Origin of the sequence: Nannocystis exedens (genome assembly GCF_002343915.1) — a bacterium.
Classification (GTDB): Bacteria; Myxococcota_A; Polyangia; order Nannocystales; family Nannocystaceae; genus Nannocystis; species Nannocystis exedens.
The window spans coordinates 100612-121727 of the sequence record NZ_NETK01000001.1 but is presented as its reverse complement, the minus strand read 5'-3'; the positions used below and the strand labels follow the sequence as shown (position 1 = coordinate 121727).

General features: G+C 74.0%; 18 protein-coding genes. 13 read left to right on the top strand and 5 right to left on the bottom strand.

Annotated elements, in window-relative coordinates:
• The first annotated feature begins 7 nt into the window (after positions 1 to 7).
• The 9 genes from NAEX_RS00435 (at position 8) to NAEX_RS00395 (ending at position 10434) form a co-directional block, all read left to right on the top strand.
• Entirely contained in the window at positions 8 to 658 is a 651-nt protein-coding gene (locus NAEX_RS00435) for a COG4648 family protein (protein WP_177326041.1), read from the top strand.
• A complete protein-coding gene (locus NAEX_RS00430; RefSeq protein ID WP_096325553.1) occupies positions 655 to 2682 on the top strand; it encodes an AMP-binding protein in 2028 nt (675 codons plus the stop codon). The genes NAEX_RS00435 and NAEX_RS00430 overlap by 4 nt, the downstream gene beginning before the upstream one ends.
• Complete coding sequence (locus NAEX_RS00425) at positions 2675 to 3517, top strand: glycosyltransferase family 2 protein (RefSeq protein WP_211302327.1); 843 nt, start codon at positions 2675 to 2677, stop codon at positions 3515 to 3517. Before NAEX_RS00430 ends, NAEX_RS00425 begins: the two co-directional genes overlap by 8 nt.
• Before the next feature lie 286 nt (positions 3518 to 3803).
• On the top strand, positions 3804 to 4682 hold the full coding sequence (locus NAEX_RS00420; protein ID WP_096325551.1) for an LpxL/LpxP family acyltransferase: 879 nt from the start codon (positions 3804 to 3806) through the stop codon (positions 4680 to 4682).
• Positions 4679 to 6208 carry an HAL/PAL/TAL family ammonia-lyase gene (locus tag NAEX_RS00415; protein ID WP_211302326.1) on the top strand — a complete coding sequence of 510 codons (1530 nt, stop codon included), beginning with the start codon at positions 4679 to 4681 and terminating at the stop codon, positions 6206 to 6208. Before NAEX_RS00420 ends, NAEX_RS00415 begins: the two co-directional genes overlap by 4 nt.
• Entirely contained in the window at positions 6205 to 6609 is a 405-nt protein-coding gene (locus NAEX_RS00410; RefSeq protein ID WP_100793433.1) for an acyl-CoA thioesterase, read from the top strand. The genes NAEX_RS00415 and NAEX_RS00410 overlap by 4 nt, the downstream gene beginning before the upstream one ends.
• A gap of 67 nt (positions 6610 to 6676) precedes the next feature.
• A complete protein-coding gene (locus NAEX_RS00405) occupies positions 6677 to 7372 on the top strand; it encodes an outer membrane lipoprotein carrier protein LolA (protein WP_170135329.1) in 696 nt (231 codons plus the stop codon).
• Between the two features lie 33 nt (positions 7373 to 7405).
• On the top strand, positions 7406 to 9793 hold the full coding sequence (locus NAEX_RS00400; RefSeq protein WP_096325549.1) for an MMPL family transporter: 2388 nt from the start codon (positions 7406 to 7408) through the stop codon (positions 9791 to 9793).
• A 38-nt stretch (positions 9794 to 9831) separates the two neighbouring features.
• Positions 9832 to 10434: a DUF3261 domain-containing protein gene (locus tag NAEX_RS00395; RefSeq protein ID WP_143141275.1), complete on the top strand. Its 603-nt coding sequence runs from the start codon at positions 9832 to 9834 to the stop codon at positions 10432 to 10434.
• Between the two features lie 139 nt (positions 10435 to 10573).
• Here the strand turns inward: NAEX_RS00395 and NAEX_RS00390 are convergent, their stop codons facing one another.
• The 5 genes from NAEX_RS00390 to NAEX_RS00370 form a co-directional block, all read right to left on the bottom strand.
• Complete coding sequence (locus NAEX_RS00390) at positions 10574 to 11584, bottom strand: glutathione S-transferase family protein (protein WP_275937602.1); 1011 nt, start codon at positions 11582 to 11584, stop codon at positions 10574 to 10576.
• Positions 11585 to 11676: 92 nt separating this feature from the next.
• Positions 11677 to 12036: a hypothetical protein gene (locus NAEX_RS00385; RefSeq protein WP_143141274.1), complete on the bottom strand. Its 360-nt coding sequence runs from the start codon at positions 12034 to 12036 to the stop codon at positions 11677 to 11679.
• A 405-nt stretch (positions 12037 to 12441) separates the two neighbouring features.
• A complete protein-coding gene (locus tag NAEX_RS00380; protein WP_096325546.1) occupies positions 12442 to 13362 on the bottom strand; it encodes a hypothetical protein in 921 nt (306 codons plus the stop codon).
• Complete coding sequence (locus tag NAEX_RS00375) at positions 13359 to 13670, bottom strand: tetratricopeptide repeat protein (protein WP_096325545.1); 312 nt, start codon at positions 13668 to 13670, stop codon at positions 13359 to 13361. The genes NAEX_RS00380 and NAEX_RS00375 overlap by 4 nt, the downstream gene beginning before the upstream one ends.
• An 8-nt stretch (positions 13671 to 13678) precedes the next feature.
• Positions 13679 to 14239, bottom strand: a complete 561-nt coding sequence (locus tag NAEX_RS00370) for a hypothetical protein (RefSeq protein ID WP_096325544.1) — start codon at positions 14237 to 14239, stop codon at positions 13679 to 13681.
• 174 nt (positions 14240 to 14413) lie between these two features.
• On the opposite strand from NAEX_RS00370, the gene NAEX_RS00365 reads away from it, so the two are divergent.
• The 4 genes from NAEX_RS00365 to NAEX_RS00350 all read left to right on the top strand — a co-directional run bounded on the left by NAEX_RS00365 (position 14414) and on the right by NAEX_RS00350 (position 21113).
• Positions 14414 to 17239 (top strand): VWA domain-containing protein, encoded by a 2826-nt coding sequence (locus NAEX_RS00365; protein WP_143141272.1) that lies wholly within the window; start codon positions 14414 to 14416, stop codon positions 17237 to 17239.
• A gap of 550 nt (positions 17240 to 17789) precedes the next feature.
• Positions 17790 to 18638, top strand: a complete 849-nt coding sequence (locus NAEX_RS00360) for a glycine-rich protein (RefSeq protein WP_096325542.1) — start codon at positions 17790 to 17792, stop codon at positions 18636 to 18638.
• 439 nt (positions 18639 to 19077) lie between these two features.
• Positions 19078 to 20094 carry a glycine rich domain-containing protein gene (locus NAEX_RS00355; RefSeq protein WP_143141271.1) on the top strand — a complete coding sequence of 339 codons (1017 nt, stop codon included), beginning with the start codon at positions 19078 to 19080 and terminating at the stop codon, positions 20092 to 20094.
• A 137-nt stretch (positions 20095 to 20231) separates the two neighbouring features.
• Positions 20232 to 21113, top strand: coding sequence for an alpha/beta fold hydrolase (locus NAEX_RS00350; protein WP_096325540.1), 882 nt, complete (start codon positions 20232 to 20234; stop codon positions 21111 to 21113).
• Positions 21114 to 21116: the final 3 nt, after the last annotated feature.

The window sequence follows — 21116 nt, the reverse complement described above, 5'->3', positions numbered from 1 at the left end:
CCCGATCATGGCGGACCCGAACGGCGAGCCGCGGCGAGCCGCGGGGGTCCCGAGGTGGGTGCCCGCGGCGCTGCGGTCGGTGCTGATCGGCGGCTATCCGCTGGTGGTGTACCTCGGCATGACGCGCTGGAGCCCGCGCACGCTGGCGCTGGTGCTGGCCGCGGCGCTGCTGCCGGGGCTCGTCCTGCGCCTGCGCGAGGCCCGGCGCGAGGACCTGTGGCCGGTGCTGCGGGTGCCGCTGTCGCTCCTCGGGCTGTTCGCCGCGGCGGCGCTGTCCGGCGAGCAGCGCCTGTTCATGGCCCTGCCGGTGCTGGTCAACCTCGGGCTCTTGGCCAACTTCGCCGCAAGCCTGCGCGGGCCGGTGTCGCTGGTCGAACGGTTCGCGCGCCTGCAGGAGCCCGAATTGCCGCCCGGCGGGCCCGAGTACTGCCGCAAGGTCACGAAGGTGTGGTGCGGGTTCTTCGTCGCCAACGCGGCCGTGAGCGCCGCCCTGGCGCTGTGGGCCCCGGTGGCCTGGTGGACCCTCTACACCGGGCTTTTGGCCTACCTGCTGATCGGGGTAATGTTCACCGTCGAGTACGTCGTCCGCAAGGCGACCTTCCGTCGCTTCGGCGACGCGCTGCCCGACCGCCTGCTCCGCCGGCTGCTCCGCGCATGAAGTCGTTCGTCCCGCTCGTCCACACCGATCCCGCGGCGCCCGTCGCCGTGGGCGAGGCCGGCGCGCGCACGGCCGGCGAGCTCATGCGTGACGCGAGGGCGGTGGCGCGGCGGTTGCCGGCCGCGGCGCCCGGCAGCGAGGTGCTGGTGGTGTGCGGCGATCGCTATCACCTGGCGGTGACGACCCTGGCGGCGTGGCTGCGCGGCCACGCCGTCGCGCTGCCGCCCAACGCCCAGCCGGCGGCGGTGCGCGAGCTGGCCGGGCGGCCCTCCGTGGTCGCGCTGCTGCACGACTCCGACCTGACCGACGCGCAGGACGTCCGCGAGTGGCTGGACGGACATGTTTTGGAGGACATGACCGATCCGACATGGCCCGAAGCGCTGGCCGCCGAACGCCGGCTGGCGGTCGTGTACACCTCGGGCAGCACCGGCGACCACCAGCCGTGCGCCAAGACGGCGGCGCAATTGCTCGGCGAGGCGCAGGCGCTGGCGGCCACGTTCGCGCTGCAGGCCGGCGAGGTGGCGCTGGCGACGGTGCCGCCGTACCACCTCTACGGGCTGCTGTTCGGGATCCTGGCGCCGCTGGCCGCGGGGGCGGCGTTCGCCCGCGAGACGCCGCTGCACGCCGAGACGGTCGCCCGGGCGGCGCGGCAGGTCGGGGCGACGGTGCTGGTCAGCACGCCGGCGCACCTGCGCGGGCTGACGGTGCTGGAGCGCGGCGACCTGCCGCCGCTCTCGCGGGTGTTCTCGTCGGGCGCGCCGCTGCCGCGGGCGACCGCGGACGAGCTGCTGGCGCGGCTCGGCCTGCAAGTGACCGAGGTGTACGGCTCGTCGGAGACCGGGGGGATCGGCTGGCGGCGGCACGAACATGTCTTGGGGGACATGTCCACGGAGCCAGCCTGGACGCCGCTGCCCGGGGTGACGGTCGAGGTCGCCGGCGAGGGCCGGCTGCTGCTGCGCTCGCCGTTCTTGGCCCCGGACGCGCCGGTGCCGTACCCGTGCGAGGACCGGGTCGAGGTCGACGCGCGCGGCGGGTTCCACCTGCGCGGGCGGCTCGACGGGGTGGTGAAGATCGCCGGCAAGCGGGTGGCGGTGGCCGAGGTCGAGCAGCGGCTGCTGGCGTTGCCGGCGGTCGCCGACGCGGCGGTGGTGGCGGTCGAGTCGCCGGGCGCGCGTGGGCACGAGCTGGTGGCCGCGGTGGTCCCCCGCGAGGCCGGGCGCGAGGCCGGCGAGCTGGTCGCCGAGCTGCGGCGGGCGCTCTTGCCATGGTTCGATCCGGTCGTGGTGCCGCGGCGGATCAAGCTGGTGCCGGCGCTGCCGCGCGAGCCGAGCGGCAAGCTGACGCGGCGCAAGCTGCACGCGCTGCTCGGGCTGGCGGTCGAGGCGGACAGCCCGGCGAGTGAGGCGGCGAGCGGCGGTCGGGCGGAGGCGCAAGCGGGTGCCGCGGCGGGTGACTCGCGGGACATGTCTGCCGGGACAGATGGTGCTGCGGCCGGAGCGGCGGCCGCGGCGAGCGGCTCGCGAGACATGTCCGTGAGGACAGGCCATGAGGCGCAGGCATCGAGTGGCTCTCGGGCCATGTCCGCAGGGACAGGATCCGAGCGCGACGGTGCCCGGGCGGGCGCTCCGTCGAACATGTCCGAAGGGGCAGCTGCGGGGGGCGGCGCGACCGCGTTCGCGCTGGGCGGGCACGTGCGGCGCGACGAGGGCGGGGTGTCGGTGCACGAGGTCGAGGTGGGGGTGCCGGTCGACCTGGCGTTCTTCCGCGGGCACTTCGACGCGCTGCCGGTGCTGCCGGGGGTGGCCCAGCTGACGGCGCTGGTGGTGCCGCAGGTGGCGGCGCTGCGGCCGGAGCTGGGGCCGCTGCGGCGGGCGGCGCGGCTCAAGTTCACCCGGCCGGTCGCGCCGGGCGACGCGCTGGTGTTGCGGCTCGAGGTGCGCGGGACGAGCGTGCGCTTCTCGCTGGCGCGCGCCGGCGAGGTGGTCACGGCGGGCGCGCTCGAGTACGAGGCGCGCGGTGGGTGAGGGGGCGCATATGTCCGGAGGGACAGGTCGTTGCAGCGCGGTCGAGGTGACAGGTGACGCGTCCGGGGGGACGGCGGCGTTCCGGCCGTGCGCGTTGATCCCGACCTACGACAACCCGCGGACGGTGCGGGACGTGGTGCTGCGGGTCAAGGCGCACCTGCCGGACGTGGTGGTCATCGACGACGGCTCGGGCCCGGAGGGGCGCGCGGCGGTCGAGGCGATCGGGGCGGAGGGGCTGGCGCACGTGCGGCGGCGGCCGCAAAACGGCGGCAAGGGGGCGGCGGTCAAGACCGGGTTCCAGTTCGCCCGCGAGCTCGGCTACACCCACGCGCTGCAGGTCGACGCCGACGGGCAACATGACCTCGGGGACATCCCGCAATTCCTGGCGACGGCGCGCGCGCGGCCGGACGCGCTGATCCTCGGGGCGCCGGTGTACGACGCCTCGGCGCCGAAGGGGCGGCTCATCGCCCGCAAGATCACGCTGTTTTGGACCGACTTCGAGGCCGGGCGCGGGGTCATCACCGATCCGATGTGCGGCTTCCGCGTGTACCCGCTGGCGCCCGCGCTGGCGCTCGGGCGCACCGGCGACCGCATGGACTTCGACATCGAGGTGGCGGTCCGCCTGGTGTGGGCCGGAGTGCCGGTGATCAACCTGCCGACGAAGGTCCGCTACATCGGCCGCGACGAGGGCGGGGTGTCGCACTTCCGCGTGTTCGGCGACAACGTCAAGATCTCGTGGCTGCACACCCGGCTGTCGTTCCAGCGGGTGATGGTGCGCCCGTGGATCAACCTCTACCGCCGCCTGCGCCGCCCGGCGCTGCCGGCCGGGCGCTGAAACGGGCTGCGCGAGAGGACAGGTTCGATCGGCCATGGCTCAGCAGGCAGGCGCGGAGGGACATGTCCCGGGGGACATGTCATCGAGAGGCCGGGGCGACCCAGCTCGGCCCGCGGCGGGCGCGGGCGTCGGTCGGGAAGGCGAGGCCGGGGCGGTCGCGGGCGGGCCCGCGAAGGGCGCGGACGCGGGTCGTGCGCCCGCCCCCGAGCTCGCGGCGCGCGCTCCCGTGAATGGAGGCGAGGCCGGGCCTGCAGCGGTCACGGCGGGCGACGGCGACCGGGCGTGGATGACCCGGCCCGAGCGCGGGACGGTGCTCGGGATCAAGGCGACGCTGCTGTTCTGCCGGGTGTTCGGCCGCCGCGGGGCCGGGGTGCTGCTGGCGGTGATCACGTTCTACTACGCGCTGTTCGCCGGCCCGGCGCGGCGGGCCTCGCAGGACTACCTGCGGCGGATCGGCCAGCCGCATGGCTTTTGGGCCAGCTGGCGCCACATCTACACGTTCGCCCGCTGCGCGCTCGACCGGGTGTTCCTGGTCCGGGGGGAGACGTCGCGGTTCCGCATCACGCACACGGGGATCGAGCACCTGCGGGCGCTGCAGCAGCAGGGCAAGGGAGCGCTGCTGCTCGGGGCGCACCTCGGCTCGTTCGAGGCGATGCGGGCCAGCAGCGTCGACAAGCGGCTGCCGATCCACATCCTCGCGTACTGGCAGAACGCGAAGATGATCAATGACTTCCTGCGCACGGTGCGGGCCGACTTCGACGTGCGCGTGATCCCGATCGACCCGCGCGACACCAGCTACATCCTGACCGCCAAGGAGGCGATCGAGCGCGGCGAGCTGGTGGCGGTGCTCGGCGACCGGGTCGGGGTCAACGAGAAGACCTGCACGGCGCAGTTCCTCGGCGCTCCGGCGCGCTTCCCGACCGGGCCGTACACCCTGGCGGCGCTGCTAAAGTGCCCGATTTACTTGACTTTCGGGCTCTATCACGGACCTGACCGCTACGATCTGTATTGCGAGCCCTTCGCCGAACAATTAGAACTCCCCAGAGGCCGCCGCGAGGCCGCCACCGCCGCCCATGTCCAGCGCTACGCCGAACGCCTCGAGCACTACTGCCGCCTCGCGCCGCTCAACTGGTTCAACTTCTACGAGTTCTGGAGGGCGGAGTGAGTAGCGCGCGCGTCCTCATCGTGGGGCCCGGCGGGATCGGCCTCGACGACGTGGTTCAGCTGGCCGAAGGGACAGCTTTCCCGGCGCTCGACGACGCCCCGGAGTACCGGGCGCTGCTGGCCCGCGGCGCCGACCACCTGGCGCGCCGGCTGGCCGCCGGCGAGGTCGTCTACGGGGTCACGACCGGCTTCGGCGACTCGTGCGAGACGTCGGTGCCGGCCGAGCACGTGGCGGCGATGCCGATCAACTTGATGCGCTTCCACGGCTGCGGCACCGGGCGAATCCTCGACGAGGTCGAGGCCGCGGCGGTGGTGGCGGTGCGGCTGGTCGCGCTGGCGCGCGGCTGGTCGGGCGTGCGCGTCGAGGTGCTCGAGCGGCTGTGCGACTTGCTGCGGCACCGGCTCTTGCCGCGGATCCCGGCGGAGGGTTCGGTCGGGGCCAGCGGCGACCTGACGCCGCTGTCGTACGTGGTCGCGGCGCTGGTCGGCGAGCGCGAGGTCTGGTTCAAGGGACAGGTCGTGCCCGCGGCCGAGGCGCTGCGCGAGGCCGGGATCCCGCCGCTGACGCTGCAGCCCAAGGAGAGCCTGGCGCTGATGAACGGGACCAGCGTCATGGTCGGGCTCGGTTGCCTGGCGGTCGCGCGCGCGCAGCGGCTGGCGCGCCTGTGCGCGGCGCTGACGGCGATGGGCAGCGACGTCCTCGGCGGCAACCCCGCTCACTTCGACGACCGGCTCTTCGCCGCCAAGCCGCACCCGGGCCAGCGGACCTGCGCGCGGTGGATCCGCGAGGACATCGAGTTCCCGCGGCCCGCAGCCCCCGCCCGCATCCAGGACCGCTACTCGATCCGCTGCGCCCCGCACGTGATCGGCGTCCTCGTCGACGCGCTACCCTGGGTCCGGCAGTGGCTCGAGGTCGAGATCGTCGGCGCCAACGACAACCCGCTGGTCGACCCGGAGACCGGCGAGGTGCTGCACGGCGGAAATTTCTACGGGGGCCACGCCTGCTTCGCGCTCGACGCCTTGAAGACGGCGGTGGCCAACCTCGCCGACCTGGTCGACCGCCAGATCGCGCTGGTCTGCAACCCCGACACGAACGCGGGCCTGCCGGCCAACCTGGTCGGGCGCGAGGGGCCCGATCGTGCGGCGCACCACGGCTTCAAGGCGATGCAGATCTCGGCCTCGGCGCTGGCGGCCGAGGCGTTGAAGCTGACGATGCCGGCCAGCGTCTTCAGCCGAAGCACCGAATGCCACAACCAGGACAAGGTGAGCATGGGCACGATCGCGGCGCGCGACTGCCTGCGGATCGTCGAGCTGACCGAGACGGTCGCCGCGATCGGGCTGCTCACCATGTGCCAGGCGGTCGACCTGCGCTCGGGCCACAACATCCACGCGCGCGCGCGCACGCTGCACGCGGCGGTGCGCGGCGTCATCCCGAAGGTCGACGCCGACCGCCGTCAGGACCGCGACATCGCCGCCGTGCTGACGCTGCTGCGCGCGAACGCGTTGCCGATCGGAGCGCTGTCGTGAGCCGGCTGCACGAGGTCTCGGTCGAGTTCGAGGTCCCGTTCCACGACGTCGACATCCTCCACATCGTCTGGCACGGGCATTACTACAAGTACATGGAGTACGGCCGGACCGCGCTGATGCGCTCGCGCGGGCTCGACGTGCCCGACCTGCAGCGGCTCGGCTACGCCTCGCTGCTGGTCGACAGCCACTGCCGCTACACCTACCCGCTGCGCTACGCCGACCGCGTGCGCGTCGACGCGTGGTTCGTGTCGGTCACGCCGCGGCTGGTGGTGGCCTACCGGATCCGCAACCTCAACCAGGATCGCTGCTCGGCCCGCGGGCAGACGATCCTCGTCACCACCGACCAGGAAGGTCGCCTCTTGCCGGAGACGCCCGATGCGCTGCTCAAGTACCTGGTGTAGCTCGTTGTCGCCGAGAGCGCGGGGGCTGTCCGCCAGGACAGGTCCGTTCGCACATGTCCTCACGGTCATGCTCGTCCTGCCCGTCCTGCTGGTCATGGCCGGCTCGCCCGGCCGGGCCGGCGCGACCGAGCCGCTGCCGGTGACGGTGGCCGCGCCGGTGGTCGCCAGCATCACGCTCGAGCAGCTGCTCGGGCAGTTCGCCGGGATGAGCGGGCTGCAGGCCAGCTTCCGCGAGGAGAAGCGGATGGCGCTGCTGGCCGCGCCGCTCGTCAACGAGGGCACGATCTACTTCGTGCCGAACGGCAAGAAGCCGCGCCTGGCCCGGCACACGGCGAAGCCGGCCCGCTCGGTGGTGGTGATCGACGGCAGCGCGCTCAAGCTGGCCGACGACGCCGGCCGCGAGGAGATCGCGCTCGACAAGAGCCCGGCGGTGCGGCTGTTCGTCGACTCGTTCGTCAAGATCTTCGCCGGCGACCGCGAGGCGCTGGCCGCGATGTACGCGATGGACCTGCAGGCCGAGGGCCAGCGCTGGACGCTGAAGCTGAAGCCGAAGCTGGCGCCGCTCGACAAGCTGATCGAGCGGGTCGAGATCACCGGCGACGGGGTGGTGATCGCGACCATGCGCGTGGTCGAGGTCGGCGGCGACGAGGCCGTCACCACGTTCTCCGCCGTCGACCCCAAGCGCAAGTTCACCGCCGAGGAGCTGGGCTCGCTGTTCAGCCTGCCGCCGAAGCCGGCCGCGGCCCCGCCGGCCGGCCGCTGAGCGCGGCGCGGCCGTCCGCTGGTCACCTGTTCCATGGAACCTGCCCGATCAGACAGGCCGAGCGCGTGGCGGGCGGGGCTCGGCGCGGCGCTGGTCGCCGGGCTGGTGGCGTTCTGCGTGCTGCGGCTGCAGGTGGTCACCGACATCACCGCGTTCATGGCCGACGTCGCCGACCCCAAGCTGGCGGCGCTGTCGCGCGGGATGGCGAGCTCGGAGCTGACGCGCACGCTGGTGCTGTCGGTCTCCGACGAGCGCGGCGAGCCCGACGTCGCCATCGCCGGGGCGCAGGCGCTGGCCGACCGGCTGCAGGCCCGACCCGAGGTGGCGTGGCTGCGCACCGGCCCGGGCGAGCTGCACGCGGAGGCGATCCACAACCTCTACTATCCGCGCCGGTTCTACCTCCTGGCCGACGAGGCAGCTGCGCTCCAGGACAGGTTGTCCGACGACGGCCTGCGGGCGGCGGCCCGCGAGCTGCGGCGCCAGCTCGGCCTGCCGACGTCGGGGGTGATCAAGCAGATCGCGCCGGCCGACCCGCTGCTGGCCTATCCGGCCCAGCTGCGCCGGCTCGAGGCGGCCCAGGGCGGCGGGGTCGGGCTGCGCGACGGCCACTTCGTCGCCGAGGATCAGCACGCGCTGGTGATGCTGGCGACCCGCAGCTCGCCGTTCGACGCGACCGACCAGGCGCCGCTGCAGGCGGCGATCGAGGCGGCGTTCGCCGAGGTCGACGCGCAGGCCGGCGGGCGGCTGGTGCTCGAGCAGTCGGGCGTGGCCCGCTTCGCCCTCGCGGCCGAGACCAGCATGCGCGCCGACATCGGCCGGATCTCCACCGTCTCGCTGGTCGGCATCGTCGTCCTGTTCCTGCTGATGTTCCGCTCGCCGCGGCTGGTGCTGCTGTCGCTGGCGCCGCTGGTGGCCGGCGTGGCGGCGGCGCTGGCGGCCTGCCTGGCGCTGTTCGGGTCGGTCCACGGGCTGACGCTGGCGTTCGGGGCGACGCTGATCGGGGTGTGCATCGACTACTCGGTGCACCTGTTCAACCACCACATGCTCGACCCGGCGCACGGCGGGCCGCGCCACAGCGCGCGGCGGATCTGGCCGGGCCTGCTGCTCGGGGCGCTGACGACGGTGGCGGGGTTCGCCGGGCTGGCGTGGACCAGCTTCCCCGGGCTGCGCGAGGTGGCGCTGTTCGCCTCGATCGGGGTGCTGGTGGCGGCCCTGGCGACGCGCTACTGGCTACCTGACCTTTTGCCCATGGCCCCAAAGCCAGGTTCGGTGCAGCGGCGGGCGGCGGCCGGGCTGGCGCGCGTGGTGGCGGGGATGCGACGCCGGCGCTCGGCGGTGGCGGTGCTGCCGGCGCTGGCGCTCGGGCTGTGCGTGGTCGGGCTGCCGCGCATCGAGTGGTCGGACGACGTGCGGCTGCTGACGGCGCTCGACCCGGCGATGCTGGCCGAGGACGAGCGGGTGCGGGCGCGGGTGTCCCGGATGGACGGCGGGCGCTTCGTGGTCGCGTTCGGGGCCGACGAGGAGGAGGCGCTGGCCGGCAACGACGCGGCGGCGGTCCGCCTGCGCGCGGCCCAGGCGGCCGGCGAGATCGAGGCGTTCCGCAGCCTGCACGCGCTGGTGTGGTCGGCGGCGCTGCAGCGGGACAACGCGGCGGCGCTGGCCGACCCGAGCCTGCCGGCCCGCCTCGACGCGGCGTTCGTCGCCGAGGGCTTCCGCGCCGGCTCGTTCGCCAAGTTCTTCGCGGACATGTCCCACGGGCCAGACGTGATGCGGCCGGCCGACCTGGCGGCGACGCCGCTGGCCGAGGCGGCGCGGACGTTCCGGGCCGACATCGAGGGCGGCGAGGTGGCCCTGGTGACGCTGCTGCGCGGGGTCGCCGACCCGGCGGCGCTGCAGGCCCGCCTGGCCGACCTGCCGCAGGTGCGCTACTTCGACCAGCAGGGCATGATGCAGGCGGCGTTCGGCCGCTACCGCGCGCGCACGCTCGAGCTGGTGGTGTTCGGGCTGGTGGCGGTGCTGGCGATGGTGTGGCTGCGCTACCGCCGGGTCGGGCTGGCGCTGGCGGCGTTCGCCCCTGCCGTGCTGGCCGCCGCGACGGCGCTGTCGCTGGTGGCGCTGTCGGGCGCGACGATCGGGATCCTCCACGTCGTCGCGCTGCTGCTGGTGCTCAGCATGGGGGTCGACTACGGGGTGTTCCTGGCCGAGAGCCGGCGCGACCCGGGCGGCTTCGACGCGACGGTGCTGAGCGTCCTGCTGGCGTGCCTGTCGACGGTGCTGGCGTTCGGGCTGCTGGCGATGTCGCAGAGCCCGGCTCTGCAGGCGATCGGGGTGACCGTCGGGCTCGGGGTGCTGCTCAGCCTGGTGCTGGCCCCGGCCGCCCTGGTGCTGGCCGGCGCGGGCGAGGGGAAGGATCGCGAATGAACTCGAGGGCATGGTCGATCGGTCATGTCGTGGCGGCCATGCTTTTGGGAGCATGCGCGAAAGGACAGGAGGCCGAGACGGCGCCGCCGCGCGAGCTGCGAGACGCCGACTACCCGGGGGCGCTGGCGACGACGCTGACCGGGCCCGACTTCATGGCCCGCCAGCGGCTGCGCGGGACGGCCCGCGGGCGCGAGATCGGCGGCGAGGTGGTGCTGCAGAAGCAGGGCGACGCGCTGACGCTGGTCGGGCTGACGCCGTTCGCGACCAAGGCGTTCGTCGCCAGGCAGCAGGGCGCCGAGGTGAAGGTCCAGGTGTTCGCGCCCGAGGGCAAGCTGCCGTTCCCGCCCCGCTTCATGCTGCTCGACGTCAACCGGGTGCAGTTCCTCGGGCTGCCCGGGGCGCCGCTGGCCGACGGGACCCACCGCGGCGAGGTCGGCGAGGAGACGGTGACGGAGGTGTGGCAGGGCGGGGCGCTGCTCGAGCGCCGCTTCGAGCGCAAGGACGGCGCGCCCGCGGGGGCGATCGTCGTCACTTACGAGGGCGGGATGAAGGACGGGGCCCTGCCGCCGCGGCTGAAGCTCGTCAACGGGTGGTTCGGCTACGAGATCGCGGTCGAGACGCTGCAGTGGCAGCCGCTGTGAGCTCGAGCCTCGGGCGGTGATCGCCGCGGACGTGAGCCGGGCGGCCGGGGTCGTGAGCAGGGCGGCGACGGCGACATCCTTCTGGCAGGGCGGTCGGCCGGTGCATTCGCTGCGGCTCTGCGGACGGGACGAGCCGCGCTCACGACTTCGGGGCGAACAGCTCGCCGCCGAAGCGGCCGCGGTCGTGCGCCTGCTCGAGCGTCGAGATCGGGCCGAGCGGGACGATGCGCGTCGGGTTCACGTGCGGGTGGCTGCGATAGTAGTGCTCCTTGATGTGATCGAGGCGGCACAGCTCGGCCACGCCGGGCAATTGATAGAGGTCGCGCAGGTAACCGGACAGGTGCGGGTAGTCGACGATCCGCCGCAGGTTGCACTTGAAGTGCCCGTGATAGACCGGGTCGAAGCGCAGCAGGGTGGTGAACAGGCACAGGTCGGCCTCGGTGACGACGTCGCCGCACAAGAACCGCTGCTCGGCGAGCACGCCGTCCCAGTGGTCGAGCGCGGCGAACAGCTCGCGCACCGCCTCCTCGTACGCGGCCTGCTGGGTGGCGAAGCCGGCCTTGTACACCCCGTTGTTGATCGGCTCGTAGATCTGGTCGATTGTGCGGTCGACGCGGCGCTGCAGCGGCTCCGGGAACAGCGTGATCGGCCGGGTGTGCAGCGCCGCGAACTCGACGTCGAGCATGCGCAGCAGCTCGCGCGACTCGTTGCACACGATCGTCGCGCGCTCGCGGTCCCACAGCACGGGCACGGTGACGCGGCCGCTGTAGCCCGGGTCGGCGCGGAGGTAGATCGAGCGCAGGAAGCGAGCGCCGAAGATCGGGTCGGGGACGCAGCCGTCGCGGTCGGTGAAGGCCCAGCCGTCGTCGCCCATGAAGGGGTCGACGACCGAGATCGAGATCGCCTGCTCGAGGCCGAGCAGCCCGCGGGCCAGCAGCGTCCGGTGAACCCAGGGGCAGGCGTGGGCGACATAGAGGTGGTAGCGGCCTGCGACCGCCGGGTGGCCCGAGCTGTCGCCGGCGGTCACGCGGTCGCGGAACTGCGACTGTTCGCGCACGAATTTGCCGGCCTCGTCCGGCTCGTACCGCTTCGTCGTCCACACGCCGTCGATCAGCATGCCCATGGCTCCGGCCTCCGCGGCGACGATCATGATCGGAATTCGCCGGCCGGGCCACCGATCCGGCCGCGAGGTCGCCGGCGATCGTCGCCGGGGGGAGCGGCGACGGCCGGCGGGGCGATGGTTCAGCGGCTCTCGAGCTTGAAGCCGGTGAGGCAGCGCTCGCCGCCGTTGCCGGCCTTGTAAGTCGGCGTGAGCTCGACCTGCTTCTTAGCGCGCAGGGCCTCGAACAGGAGGTTGATCGAGTTGGCGCTGAGCTCGCGGCCGGGGCACAGCGAGCCGCCCCACTTGTAGTCGCGCTTCTGGCCGGTCTTCTCCTTGATCGTGACCGAGCCGTTGAACATGGCGTGGTTGTCGCTGCTGCTCTCGTAGAGGGTGACGGCTTCGACGTTGCCGACGGTGCCGTTGGAGTCGGCGAAGGCGACGGCGGGGATCATCACGGCCGTCAGCGCGGCGATCAGGGACAGACGAGGACGATGCGACATGTTCATGCTCCTGGGGGGTCGGCCCGTGGTGGGCACTCGGACTGCGGGCGCCAGGGTCCTATTTGCGTCCCCGACCTGCAACACCTCGTGAGCGCTCGATCTGGGCGCGATCAAGAGCCGGAGGGGCGCGTGAGCGCCCGCTGCGGACAGACGGCGACAGGGCGGCCTGGAGACAGAGATGTCTCTCGGGACATGTCGGGCCCGTGCGAGGCCGAGGACAGGTGACCGGCCGCCTGCGGGATGTCCTTCGGGACATGTGATTCCGCGTCGGGCCCGGCGACCGAGGGCCGCCCGGAGGAGCGGTCGGGACCGGTCCCCTTTCGCGCGGGCGGGGGACAGGTGACCGCGCGGAGAGAGTATGTCTCTCGGGACATGTCGAATGCGACAGTGTCCCGAGGGGCAGGTTCAGCCGCGCGCGCGCAGGGCGGCGCGGATCTTGTCGAGCGTGGCGTCGAGGCGCGAGGCGGGCACGCTGACGCGCGTCGGCATGCCGCCGCCGAGGCCGAGCAGGGCGACGAAGTCGAGGCCGCTGTCGAAGCCGGCGGCGATGTTCAGGGTCTGGCCGTCGACGACGACGGCCACGGGGGCGCGCTCCTGGCCGAGCAGAAGCAGCTCGGTCTTGTCGAACGGGCGCGGGTTCGAGGGCACGCGCACGAGGGCGACGCCGTCCTCGACGACGTAGGCGCGGGCCAGCGCGGCCGCCTCGGCAGCCATGGCGTCGAAGTCGGCGGCGGCGGCGGCGATCGCCTCCTGCTCGGGCCCGCGCGGGCGGCCGGCGACCAGCCAGCGGACGATCTTGTTGAGGAGGACGGTGTCCTCGTAGTGAGCCCGCAGGGCCTTGTCGACGAGCGCGCCGATCGGGCCGACGGCGCCGGTCCGGGTGTCGACGGCGCGGGCGTCGGCGTCGGCGCCGGGGTAGGGCTCGACGCCGCGGAGCAGCCACTTGGCGGCCGAGTAGAGGCCGTCGAGGTCGAAGTGGGCGACGATGGTGTCGACCGGACCTGTCTCTTCGACCATCTGCGGGGTGATGATCTCGGGGCAGGCGCCGTGCTCGGCTTTGGTGTGGAGCACGAACCGCCGGTCGCCGCGGAACTGGGCGTGGCGCTCGTGATCGTGGTGGTCGACCCACCGGGCCAGGCGCGCGCCGAGGCCGGTGAGGAACTTGCCGGTGATCTTGTCGAAGCCGCTGCCGATGCCCTCGGCCGCGAACGCGACGTCGAGCACGACGACGCGGCCGCGCAGGCTCGCGGGCTTGGGCAGCCGCCGCGGACTGGCGAACACCAGGTCGATCGCGGCGGCGTCGGCGAGGCTGGACGTGGCGCTCACCCTTCCAGCGCCGCGCGGGCGGATTCGAGCTCGCCGAGCGCGTGCGCGTCGCCGGCCGCGCGCGCGGCCTGGACGCCCTGATCGAAGACCTGCAGCGCGCCGTCGCGGTCGCCGGCCTCGACCAGGGTGTTGCCGGCCATCAAGTAGGCGGGCACGTACTCGGGGATCTTGGCGATGAGCTCGCGGAACTCGGCGATCGCCTCGGCGAGCTGTCCGCGGCGCTTCAGCTCCATCGCCAGGCCGTAGCGCGGGAACGCCTCACCTGGCTTTTGGGCCACGAACTGTCGGAGCATCGCCAGGCGATCCACGGCGGACCTCAGGAGGCGGCCTGCTGCTGGCGCATGCGCGGCTTGTAGGTCTGCTTGTGCTTCTCGATGTACTCGGCGGCGGCGGCGTCCTCGACGCCGAGAGCCTTGAGGACCTCGGGGGTCTGGTCGAACACCGGGGTGTCCTGCAGGTGGCCGACCAGCAGCAGGTAGCTGGCGACGTGCGCCGGCGGGTACTTCTTGAGCAGCTCGGCGACGCCCTCGCGCAGCTTCTCGGGCGTGTTGGTGACGCAGAAATCCTCGTCGGTCTCGCCCATGGTGTGCTTCACGCCGAGGAAGTCGAGGTAGTCGACCAGCATCTGGCGGTGGTGGCGCATGAGCCACTCGAGCAGGAGCGCGAGCGCGAGGTTGTCGTTGCCGCCGGCGAGCTCCGTGTCGAAGCGGCGGCGCCACGCGCGGCGGCGGGCGGCCTGGGTGTACGCGGTCGGCGGGACGTTGACGCTGCAGCCGCCCGCCTTGAGCACCTCGCGGACTTCCTTGCCGGAGAGCTCGTCGTAGTACGCGTCGATGTGGCCTTGGCCCAGGTGTTGACAGATCTCGATCGGCTTCACAGCGCTTCCTTCGGGTGGGCGGCACCCTAACCGCCCTGCCGCTTCCGCGCAACCCGGCCGCGCCGGCGACGCCGTCCGGCAGCAGGCCGGCTTTTGCCGGGCGGCCCGGGGCGCTATGGTTGCCGGACCCTCGCCGATGCGATCCTCCCCCGGCCCGCGCGCCCCGGTGCGCCCGTGACCCGCGCTCCCGCCTCCGGGGCTCGCCCGTGGGCCTTGCTGTGGCTCGCGCTCGGCCTCGTCGCCGCGGCCGCGCTGCACCGCTTCGGCCCCGACGTTCCTGTCCTTTTGTTCACCCTGCCCGAGTGGCTGGCGGCGAGGTTGTCCGAGGCCGGCGACCGCACGCTGGTGCTGACGCGCCCGAGCGTGCTGTGGCTCATGCCGGTCGCGCTGCTGCCGTTCCTCGTCGCGGTCGCGCGCCGCTCGCTGGTCGACCTCCCGGGCTGGCAGGTCGCGCTGCAGTTCGCCGCCCGCGTGCTGCTGCTGCTGGCGCTGGCGCTGGCGCTGGCGGCCCCGAGCCTGCAGGCGCCGCGCCGCGGCAAGACGGTGGTGGTGGCGGTCGACGTGTCGGCCAGCGTCGACGACGGTCAGCTGGCGGCGTTCACGGCGGTGGCCCGCGAGGTGGTCCGGCTGGTGAAAGCCGAGACCGGCGACCGCGACGACCGCACGCGGCTGCGCCTGGTGAGCTACGCGAGCCGGGCGCAGGCGGTGCCGCTGTCCGAAGAGACAGGTGAAGTCGAGCTGTCCCGAGAGCCAGGCGGTGGGCTGGCCAGCGATCACGCGGGGGCGCTGCGGCTGGCCGAGGCGCTGCTCGACCCCGACACCGAGGGCCGGGTCGTGCTGGTCAGCGACGGGGCGGCGAGCGTGGCCGAGCGCACCGACCTGATCGCGGCGGCCGAGGGGCTGCGCCGCCGCGGGGTCGCGCTGCACACCCGCACCGCCGCGCCGGCGGCCCGCGGCGACGTGCTGGTCGCGGGCGTGCACCTGCCGGGCGAGCTGCGGGTCGGGCAGACGTTCGACGCGGCGATCGACGTGTGGGCCAGCGGGCCGCGCACGCTCACGCTGTACGTCGAGAAGGACGGGGTGCCGAACCCGCTGTCGCCGAGCGTCGAGGTGACGCTGCGCGGCGGGCCGCAGCAGATCAAGGTGCCGGTCCGCGCCAACGCGGCGGGGCCGATCGTGGTCGCGGCCCGGCTCGACGCGGCCGAGCTCGACGCGGCCGACAACCGCAGCGTCGACAACGACCGCGCGGCGGCCGTCGGCGACGTCCGCGGGCGACCGCGCGTGCTGCTGGTCGGGGAGGGCGACCCGTCGGGGGCGCTCGCGCGGGCGCTGCGGGCCGACCACCTGCAAGTCGACGCGGAGGCGGCGTCGGCGATCCCGGCGGCGCCCGAGGGACTCCAGCCGTACGACCTGGTGATCCTGTCCGACGTGCCGTCGCGCCACGTGTCAGGGGCGCAGCAGCAGGCGATCGCCAAGTGGGTCCAGGACGGCGGCGGCTTCGTGATGATCGGCGGCGAGAGCGCGTTCGGGGTCGGCGGCTGGGGCGGCAGCGTGCTCGAGGACGTGCTGCCGGTCCGCTTCGAGGGCGAGCGCCAGCGCGAACAGCCGACCCTGGCGCTGGTGCTGGTGATCGACAAGAGCGGGTCGATGTCGAGCGAGGACCGCCTCGACCTGGTCAAAGAGGCAGCTCGCTCGACGGCCAGCACGCTCGACCCGGGCGACGAGATCGGGGTGATCGCGTTCGACTCGCGGCCGGTCACGCTGGTGCGCCTGCAGCCGGCGGCCAACCGGATCCGGATCGCGGGCGACATCCGCAGGCTCAGCGCCGGCGGCGGGACGAACGCGCTGCCGGCCCTGCGCGAGGCGTACATGCAGCTCGCCGGCAGCAAGGCGCTGGTCAAGCACGTGATCCTGCTGTCCGACGGGCAGTCGCCGGAGGCCGGGGTGTCGGCGCTGATCACCGACATGCGCGACGCCGACATCACGGTGTCGGCGGTCGGCGTCGGCGCGGGCGCGGGCAAGGACTTCCTCGCCCGCGTGGCCGAGCGCGGCCGCGGCCGCTACTACTTCAGCCAGGACGGCACCGACGTGCCGCGGATCTTCTCCCGCGAGACCCGCGAGGTGACGCGCAACGCGGTGGTCGAGCGCGACCTGTTCGCGCGCGTGGCCAAGAGCGCGCAGGTGCTGCGCGGGATCGACTTCGACCGCGCGCCCGGCCTCGGCGGGGTGATCCCGCTGAAGGTCAAGCCGCTGGCCGAGCTGCTGCTGCGCACGCACGTCGGCGACCCGCTGCTGGTCCGCGGCCGCCGCGGGCTCGGCCGCACCGCCGCGTTCGCGTCCGACGCCAAGCCGCGCTGGGCCCACCGCTGGATCGGCTGGGACGGGTTCCCCAAGTTCTGGTCGCAGGTGGCCCGCGACCTGATGCGCCAGGGCGCCGCGTCGCTCGGCGGGGCGTCGCTGCGGATCACGCCCGGCGCCGACGAGGGCAGCTTCCGCGCGGTGGTCGACCTCGACGCGAGCACCGGCTTCGTCAGCGACCTGCGCGGCGAGCTGCAGGTGATCGACCCGTCGCTCCCGCCCGGCTCCGAGGGCCACACGACGACGCTGGCGACCCAGCTGACGGCGCCCGGCCGCTACGAGGCGACCGTCCTCGGGGTGCGCGCGGGGCAGCGGCTGATCCGGGCGCAGATGTTCGACGACGGCCAGACGCCGCCGCGCCTGGTGGCCGAGGCGACCGGGCAGGCGAGCGTGCCGTACCCGAGCGAGCTGGCGCCCGACCAGCTCGGCGCCGACCCGGCCTGGCTGGCCACGCTGGCGCCCGAAGGGACGCACTCGGGGCCGATCGACGCGGTGGTGACGACCCCGGGCGCGCCGCAGGGGACCCGCCAGCGCGCGGTCTGGCCCGAGGTGCTGTGGGCGCTGGCGCTGCCGCTCTTGATCCTCGACCTGCTGCTGCGGCGCGTGGCGTTCGGCCGGGCGCGGCGCGGCGAGATCGGGTGAGCGGGCGAGCGGCGGGCCCAGCGATCCGCCGCGGACGCCGTCGTGAGCGCGCCTTCGGGCGGGGGGCAGATGTTCATGAGGGCATGTCCGAAGAGACACGCCGAGGAGACCGTCGGGCGCGCGGTTGGAATGTCTGAAAGGACATGTTCTGCCGTTCATAGGACGCGCTGCGGGAGTTCAGGCTCCGCGGATGGACGCGCGCGCAGCCGCAGACCCCGCACGCGATGAGGCTGTTTAAAAGGACATGTCGCTTCATCGGAAGCGCATGCGACAGGAAAACCGGGGCTCGCCCGGGACACAATCCTGACATACCATCAAGATGTCCGAAAGGACATGTTGACACCCTCGAAGCGGGCGCACCAGGAGAGCGGGGGCGCGCCCGCCGGACGCGCGCAGCCGCAGACACCGCATGCGATAAAGCTGTCCAAAAGGACATGTTGCTTCGTGGCAGGCCATGTCCGAGGGGACATACGCATCCCCGGCGTGACGCGCAGCACGGCCTCGGTTTGCGTCGCGGACGGCGCCGCGCATCTGTGGAGAAGGGGGCGCGATGCAGGGGAGCGGCTCACATATTCGGCCCGGACGCGGGGCCGCGGCGCTCGTGGCGCTGCTGGGTTGTCACCATCCCGACATCGCGGGGTTCGACGAGATGGTGCCGGACGCGATGCCGATGTGCGCGGGCCCGGGCGGGCGCGGGTTCGCGTTCACGGGCGGACCGCAGGTGTTCGTGGTGCCGGAGTGCGTGACGCGGTTGACGGTCGAGCTGTGGGGCGCCCAGGGCGGTCCGAGTCGATGCAGTACCGACGAGATCCACGGGCTGCCCGACGTGCAAATGGACGGTGGTCTCGGCGGCTGGCTGCGCGCCGAGCTGCCGGTGCGCCCGGGCGAGGTGCTGCTGGTGCTGGTCGGCGGGCGCGGCGGGATCGATGGGGCGCCCGGGTGGAACGGGGGCGGACGCGGGGGCGTGTGGGGGGGCGGCGGCGGCGGCGGATCGGACATCCGGATCGGCGGCGCGAGTCTGATCGATCGCGCGCTGGTGGTCGGCGGCGGCGGCGGAGGCTCGTGCGGCTTTCCGGACCACGGCGCGGGCGGCCACGGCGGCGGGCTGGTCGGAGAAGACGGGGTCGTGGGCGACGCGTCCTGGAACGCGGGCGGCGGCGGCAAGCAACACGCCGGCGGCGTGGCGGGCTCGTCGCCCGGGCAAACCGGCGTGTTCGGGCTCGGCGGCGGCGCGGCGCGCTACCACGTGGCGGGCGGCGGTGGCGGCTGGTACGGCGGCGGCGGAGCGTTCGGCGCGGGCGGCGGCGGCGGGTCGTCGCACGTGGCCGTCGACGTCGAGGCGGTGGCGTTCGAGGCGGGCGCCCGCGGCGGCGACGGTGCGATCCAGATCTTCTGGTGACGGAGGTCGCTGGTGATGTCGGAGGCTCGCTGCGCGCGGGGCCTGGTCGTCGCGCCGCGGCCCTGCTCACGCGCCGGGAGGCGCGGAGGCGCGGAGCCGGTCGCTCGCTGCGGTGGGATCGGATCCGCGTCGGCGACGACGAAGCGCGCGGGCCGGGCGCTGCCGGGCGACCCGGAGGACTCCGCGGTGACCGAACCGCGCGGCGCTGGAGCGCGCTCGGACGGCGGTGGGCGACGGCGGCCCAGCCGATCGCGGACCGCGTCGCGTGGCTGTTCTGCGGGACATGTCGCGAGAGACATGTGACCGCCGTGCGCGTGAAGCGATCGCGGGTGACCGGCGACACAGCGGTGTTTGCGTGGCTGCCTCGTGCGCATCATGCCTACAGGTCGCAGGGGAGGCCGTGCAGATGGTACTCGAGGGTCGATGGCGTACGGTGTCGGTGACGCTCGCAATCGTGATCGGCGGCTGCGACGAGATCAACGACGCTCGCCAACCGCGGCCGGTGCCGATCTCGTTCGCCGACGTCGAGGACGAGTCCGAAGCCGAGACCGACGAGGTGCTGGCGCGCGCGTGCGAGGCGGAGGCGCTCGACCTGTGCGAGGACGAGTGCGTCGACGTCCGGTTCGATGCGCGTCACTGCGGTGGTTGCGGGCGTGTGTGCGCCGGCGCGTGCGCGGCGGGCTTTTGTGAGGCGCCCTGCGAGGTCGGCCAGATCCGCTGCGACGGCCGCTGCGTCGAGCGCACGCGCGTGACGCCCGGCGGAGGGGCGCGCGAGTTCGCATTCACCGGCGCGCCGGAGACGTTCGTGGTGCCCGACTGCGTGTCGCGGATCACCGTCGAGCTGTGGGGCGCGCAGGGCGGCGGCTCGCGCTGCTGCGAGGGGCCCGAGCAGGACGACGGAGGGCTCGGCGCCTACGTGCGGGCGGAGCTCGACGTGGAGCCCGGGGAGGCGCTGCAGATCCGCGTCGGCGGGCGCGGCGGGCTCGAGGGCGCGGCGGGCTACAACGGCGGCGGCCTCGGCGGAGCGTTCGCGGGCGGCGGCGGCGGAGCCAGCGACGTGCGCCACGGCGGCACGACGCTCGACGACCGGATCGTCGTCGCCGGCGGCGGCGGGGGCGGACAGTGCGGGTGCCCGGACCACGGCGCCGGCGGGCCAGGCGGGCTTGCGATCGGCGGGCCCGGGGTGGCGCTGCTGCCCGAGTGGCAGGCGGCCGGCGGCGGGACGCAGAGCCAGGGCGGGGCCGTGGGCTCGACGCCCGGCGAGGCGGGCCGGTTCGGCGAGGGCGGCGGCGGGGGCCTCTATCACGTGGCGGGGGGCGGCGGCGGCTGGTTCGGCGGCGGCTCGGCCCACGCGGCGGGGGGCGGCGGCGGGTCGTCGCTCGTCGGCGACGACCCGGCCGGCCGCGGCCTGCCGGGGGTGCGCGCCGGCGACGGGCGGGTGCGGATCCGCTGGTGAGCGCGGCGCGAGGCGAGGTGCCCGTTCGTACATGACCGAAAAGACATCCACTCGACCCGCCGGCCCGGCCTTCCCCCCTCTGCCGCGGCCGGCGGGTTTTCTTTTGCCGAGGTCGTGGCATCCTCGCCGCCGCCGGCATGACCGCCCCCGATCGCTCCATCGTCGCCGCCGACGGCACCCGCGTGGTCTACCGCCGTGAGGGCGAGGGGCCGACGCTGCTGCTGTGCAATGGCATCACGACCTCGCGGTTCTTCTGGACCCACCTGGCGCCGCGCTGGGCCCGGCGCTTCACGGTGATCACGTGGGACCTCAAGGGGCACGGGCGCAGCGAGCCGGCGCGCACGGCCGCGGGCGTCGAGATCCCGGCGCTGGCGCGCGACGCCCTGCAGATCCTCGAGGCCGAGGGGCTGGCCGAGGCGGTACCGGTCGGCTTCTCGATGGGCTGCCAGGTGGCGCTCGAGATCTACCGCGCCGCGCCGGCGCGGGTGCGCGGGCTGGCGCTGCTGCTCGGGCCTTCGGGGCGGGTGTTCGACGCGGCGCTCGGGCCGTTCGGGCCGGCGCTGCACGGGCTCATCGCGCGCCTGCCCGCGCCGGGCTTTCGCCTGGCGTTCCGCGGGGTGCGCTCGATCGTCGGGCTGCCGGGCAGCCGGCGGCTCGGCCAGTGGCTCGGGCTCATCGGCCCCGCGGCCGCGCCGGCCGACGTGAAGCTGTACATCGAACACTTCGTGCGCGAGCTCGACCCGGGCACGCTCGCGGCGATGGCGCTGGCGGCCCAGAGCCACTCCGCGGCCGATCTGCTGCCGCGGATCGCCGCGCCGACGCTGATCGTGGCCGGCGACCGCGACGTGTTCGCGCCGGCGCCCCGGGTCGGCGTGCCGCTGCATCGCGCGATCCCGGGCAGTCGGCTCCTTCGCCTGGCCGACGGGACTCACACCAGCCTGTTCGAGCACCACCAGGAGATCGGGGCGGCGGTCGAACGGTTCTGCGAGGGCCTCACGGGGCGGCGCGAGGTCGGGTAAAAC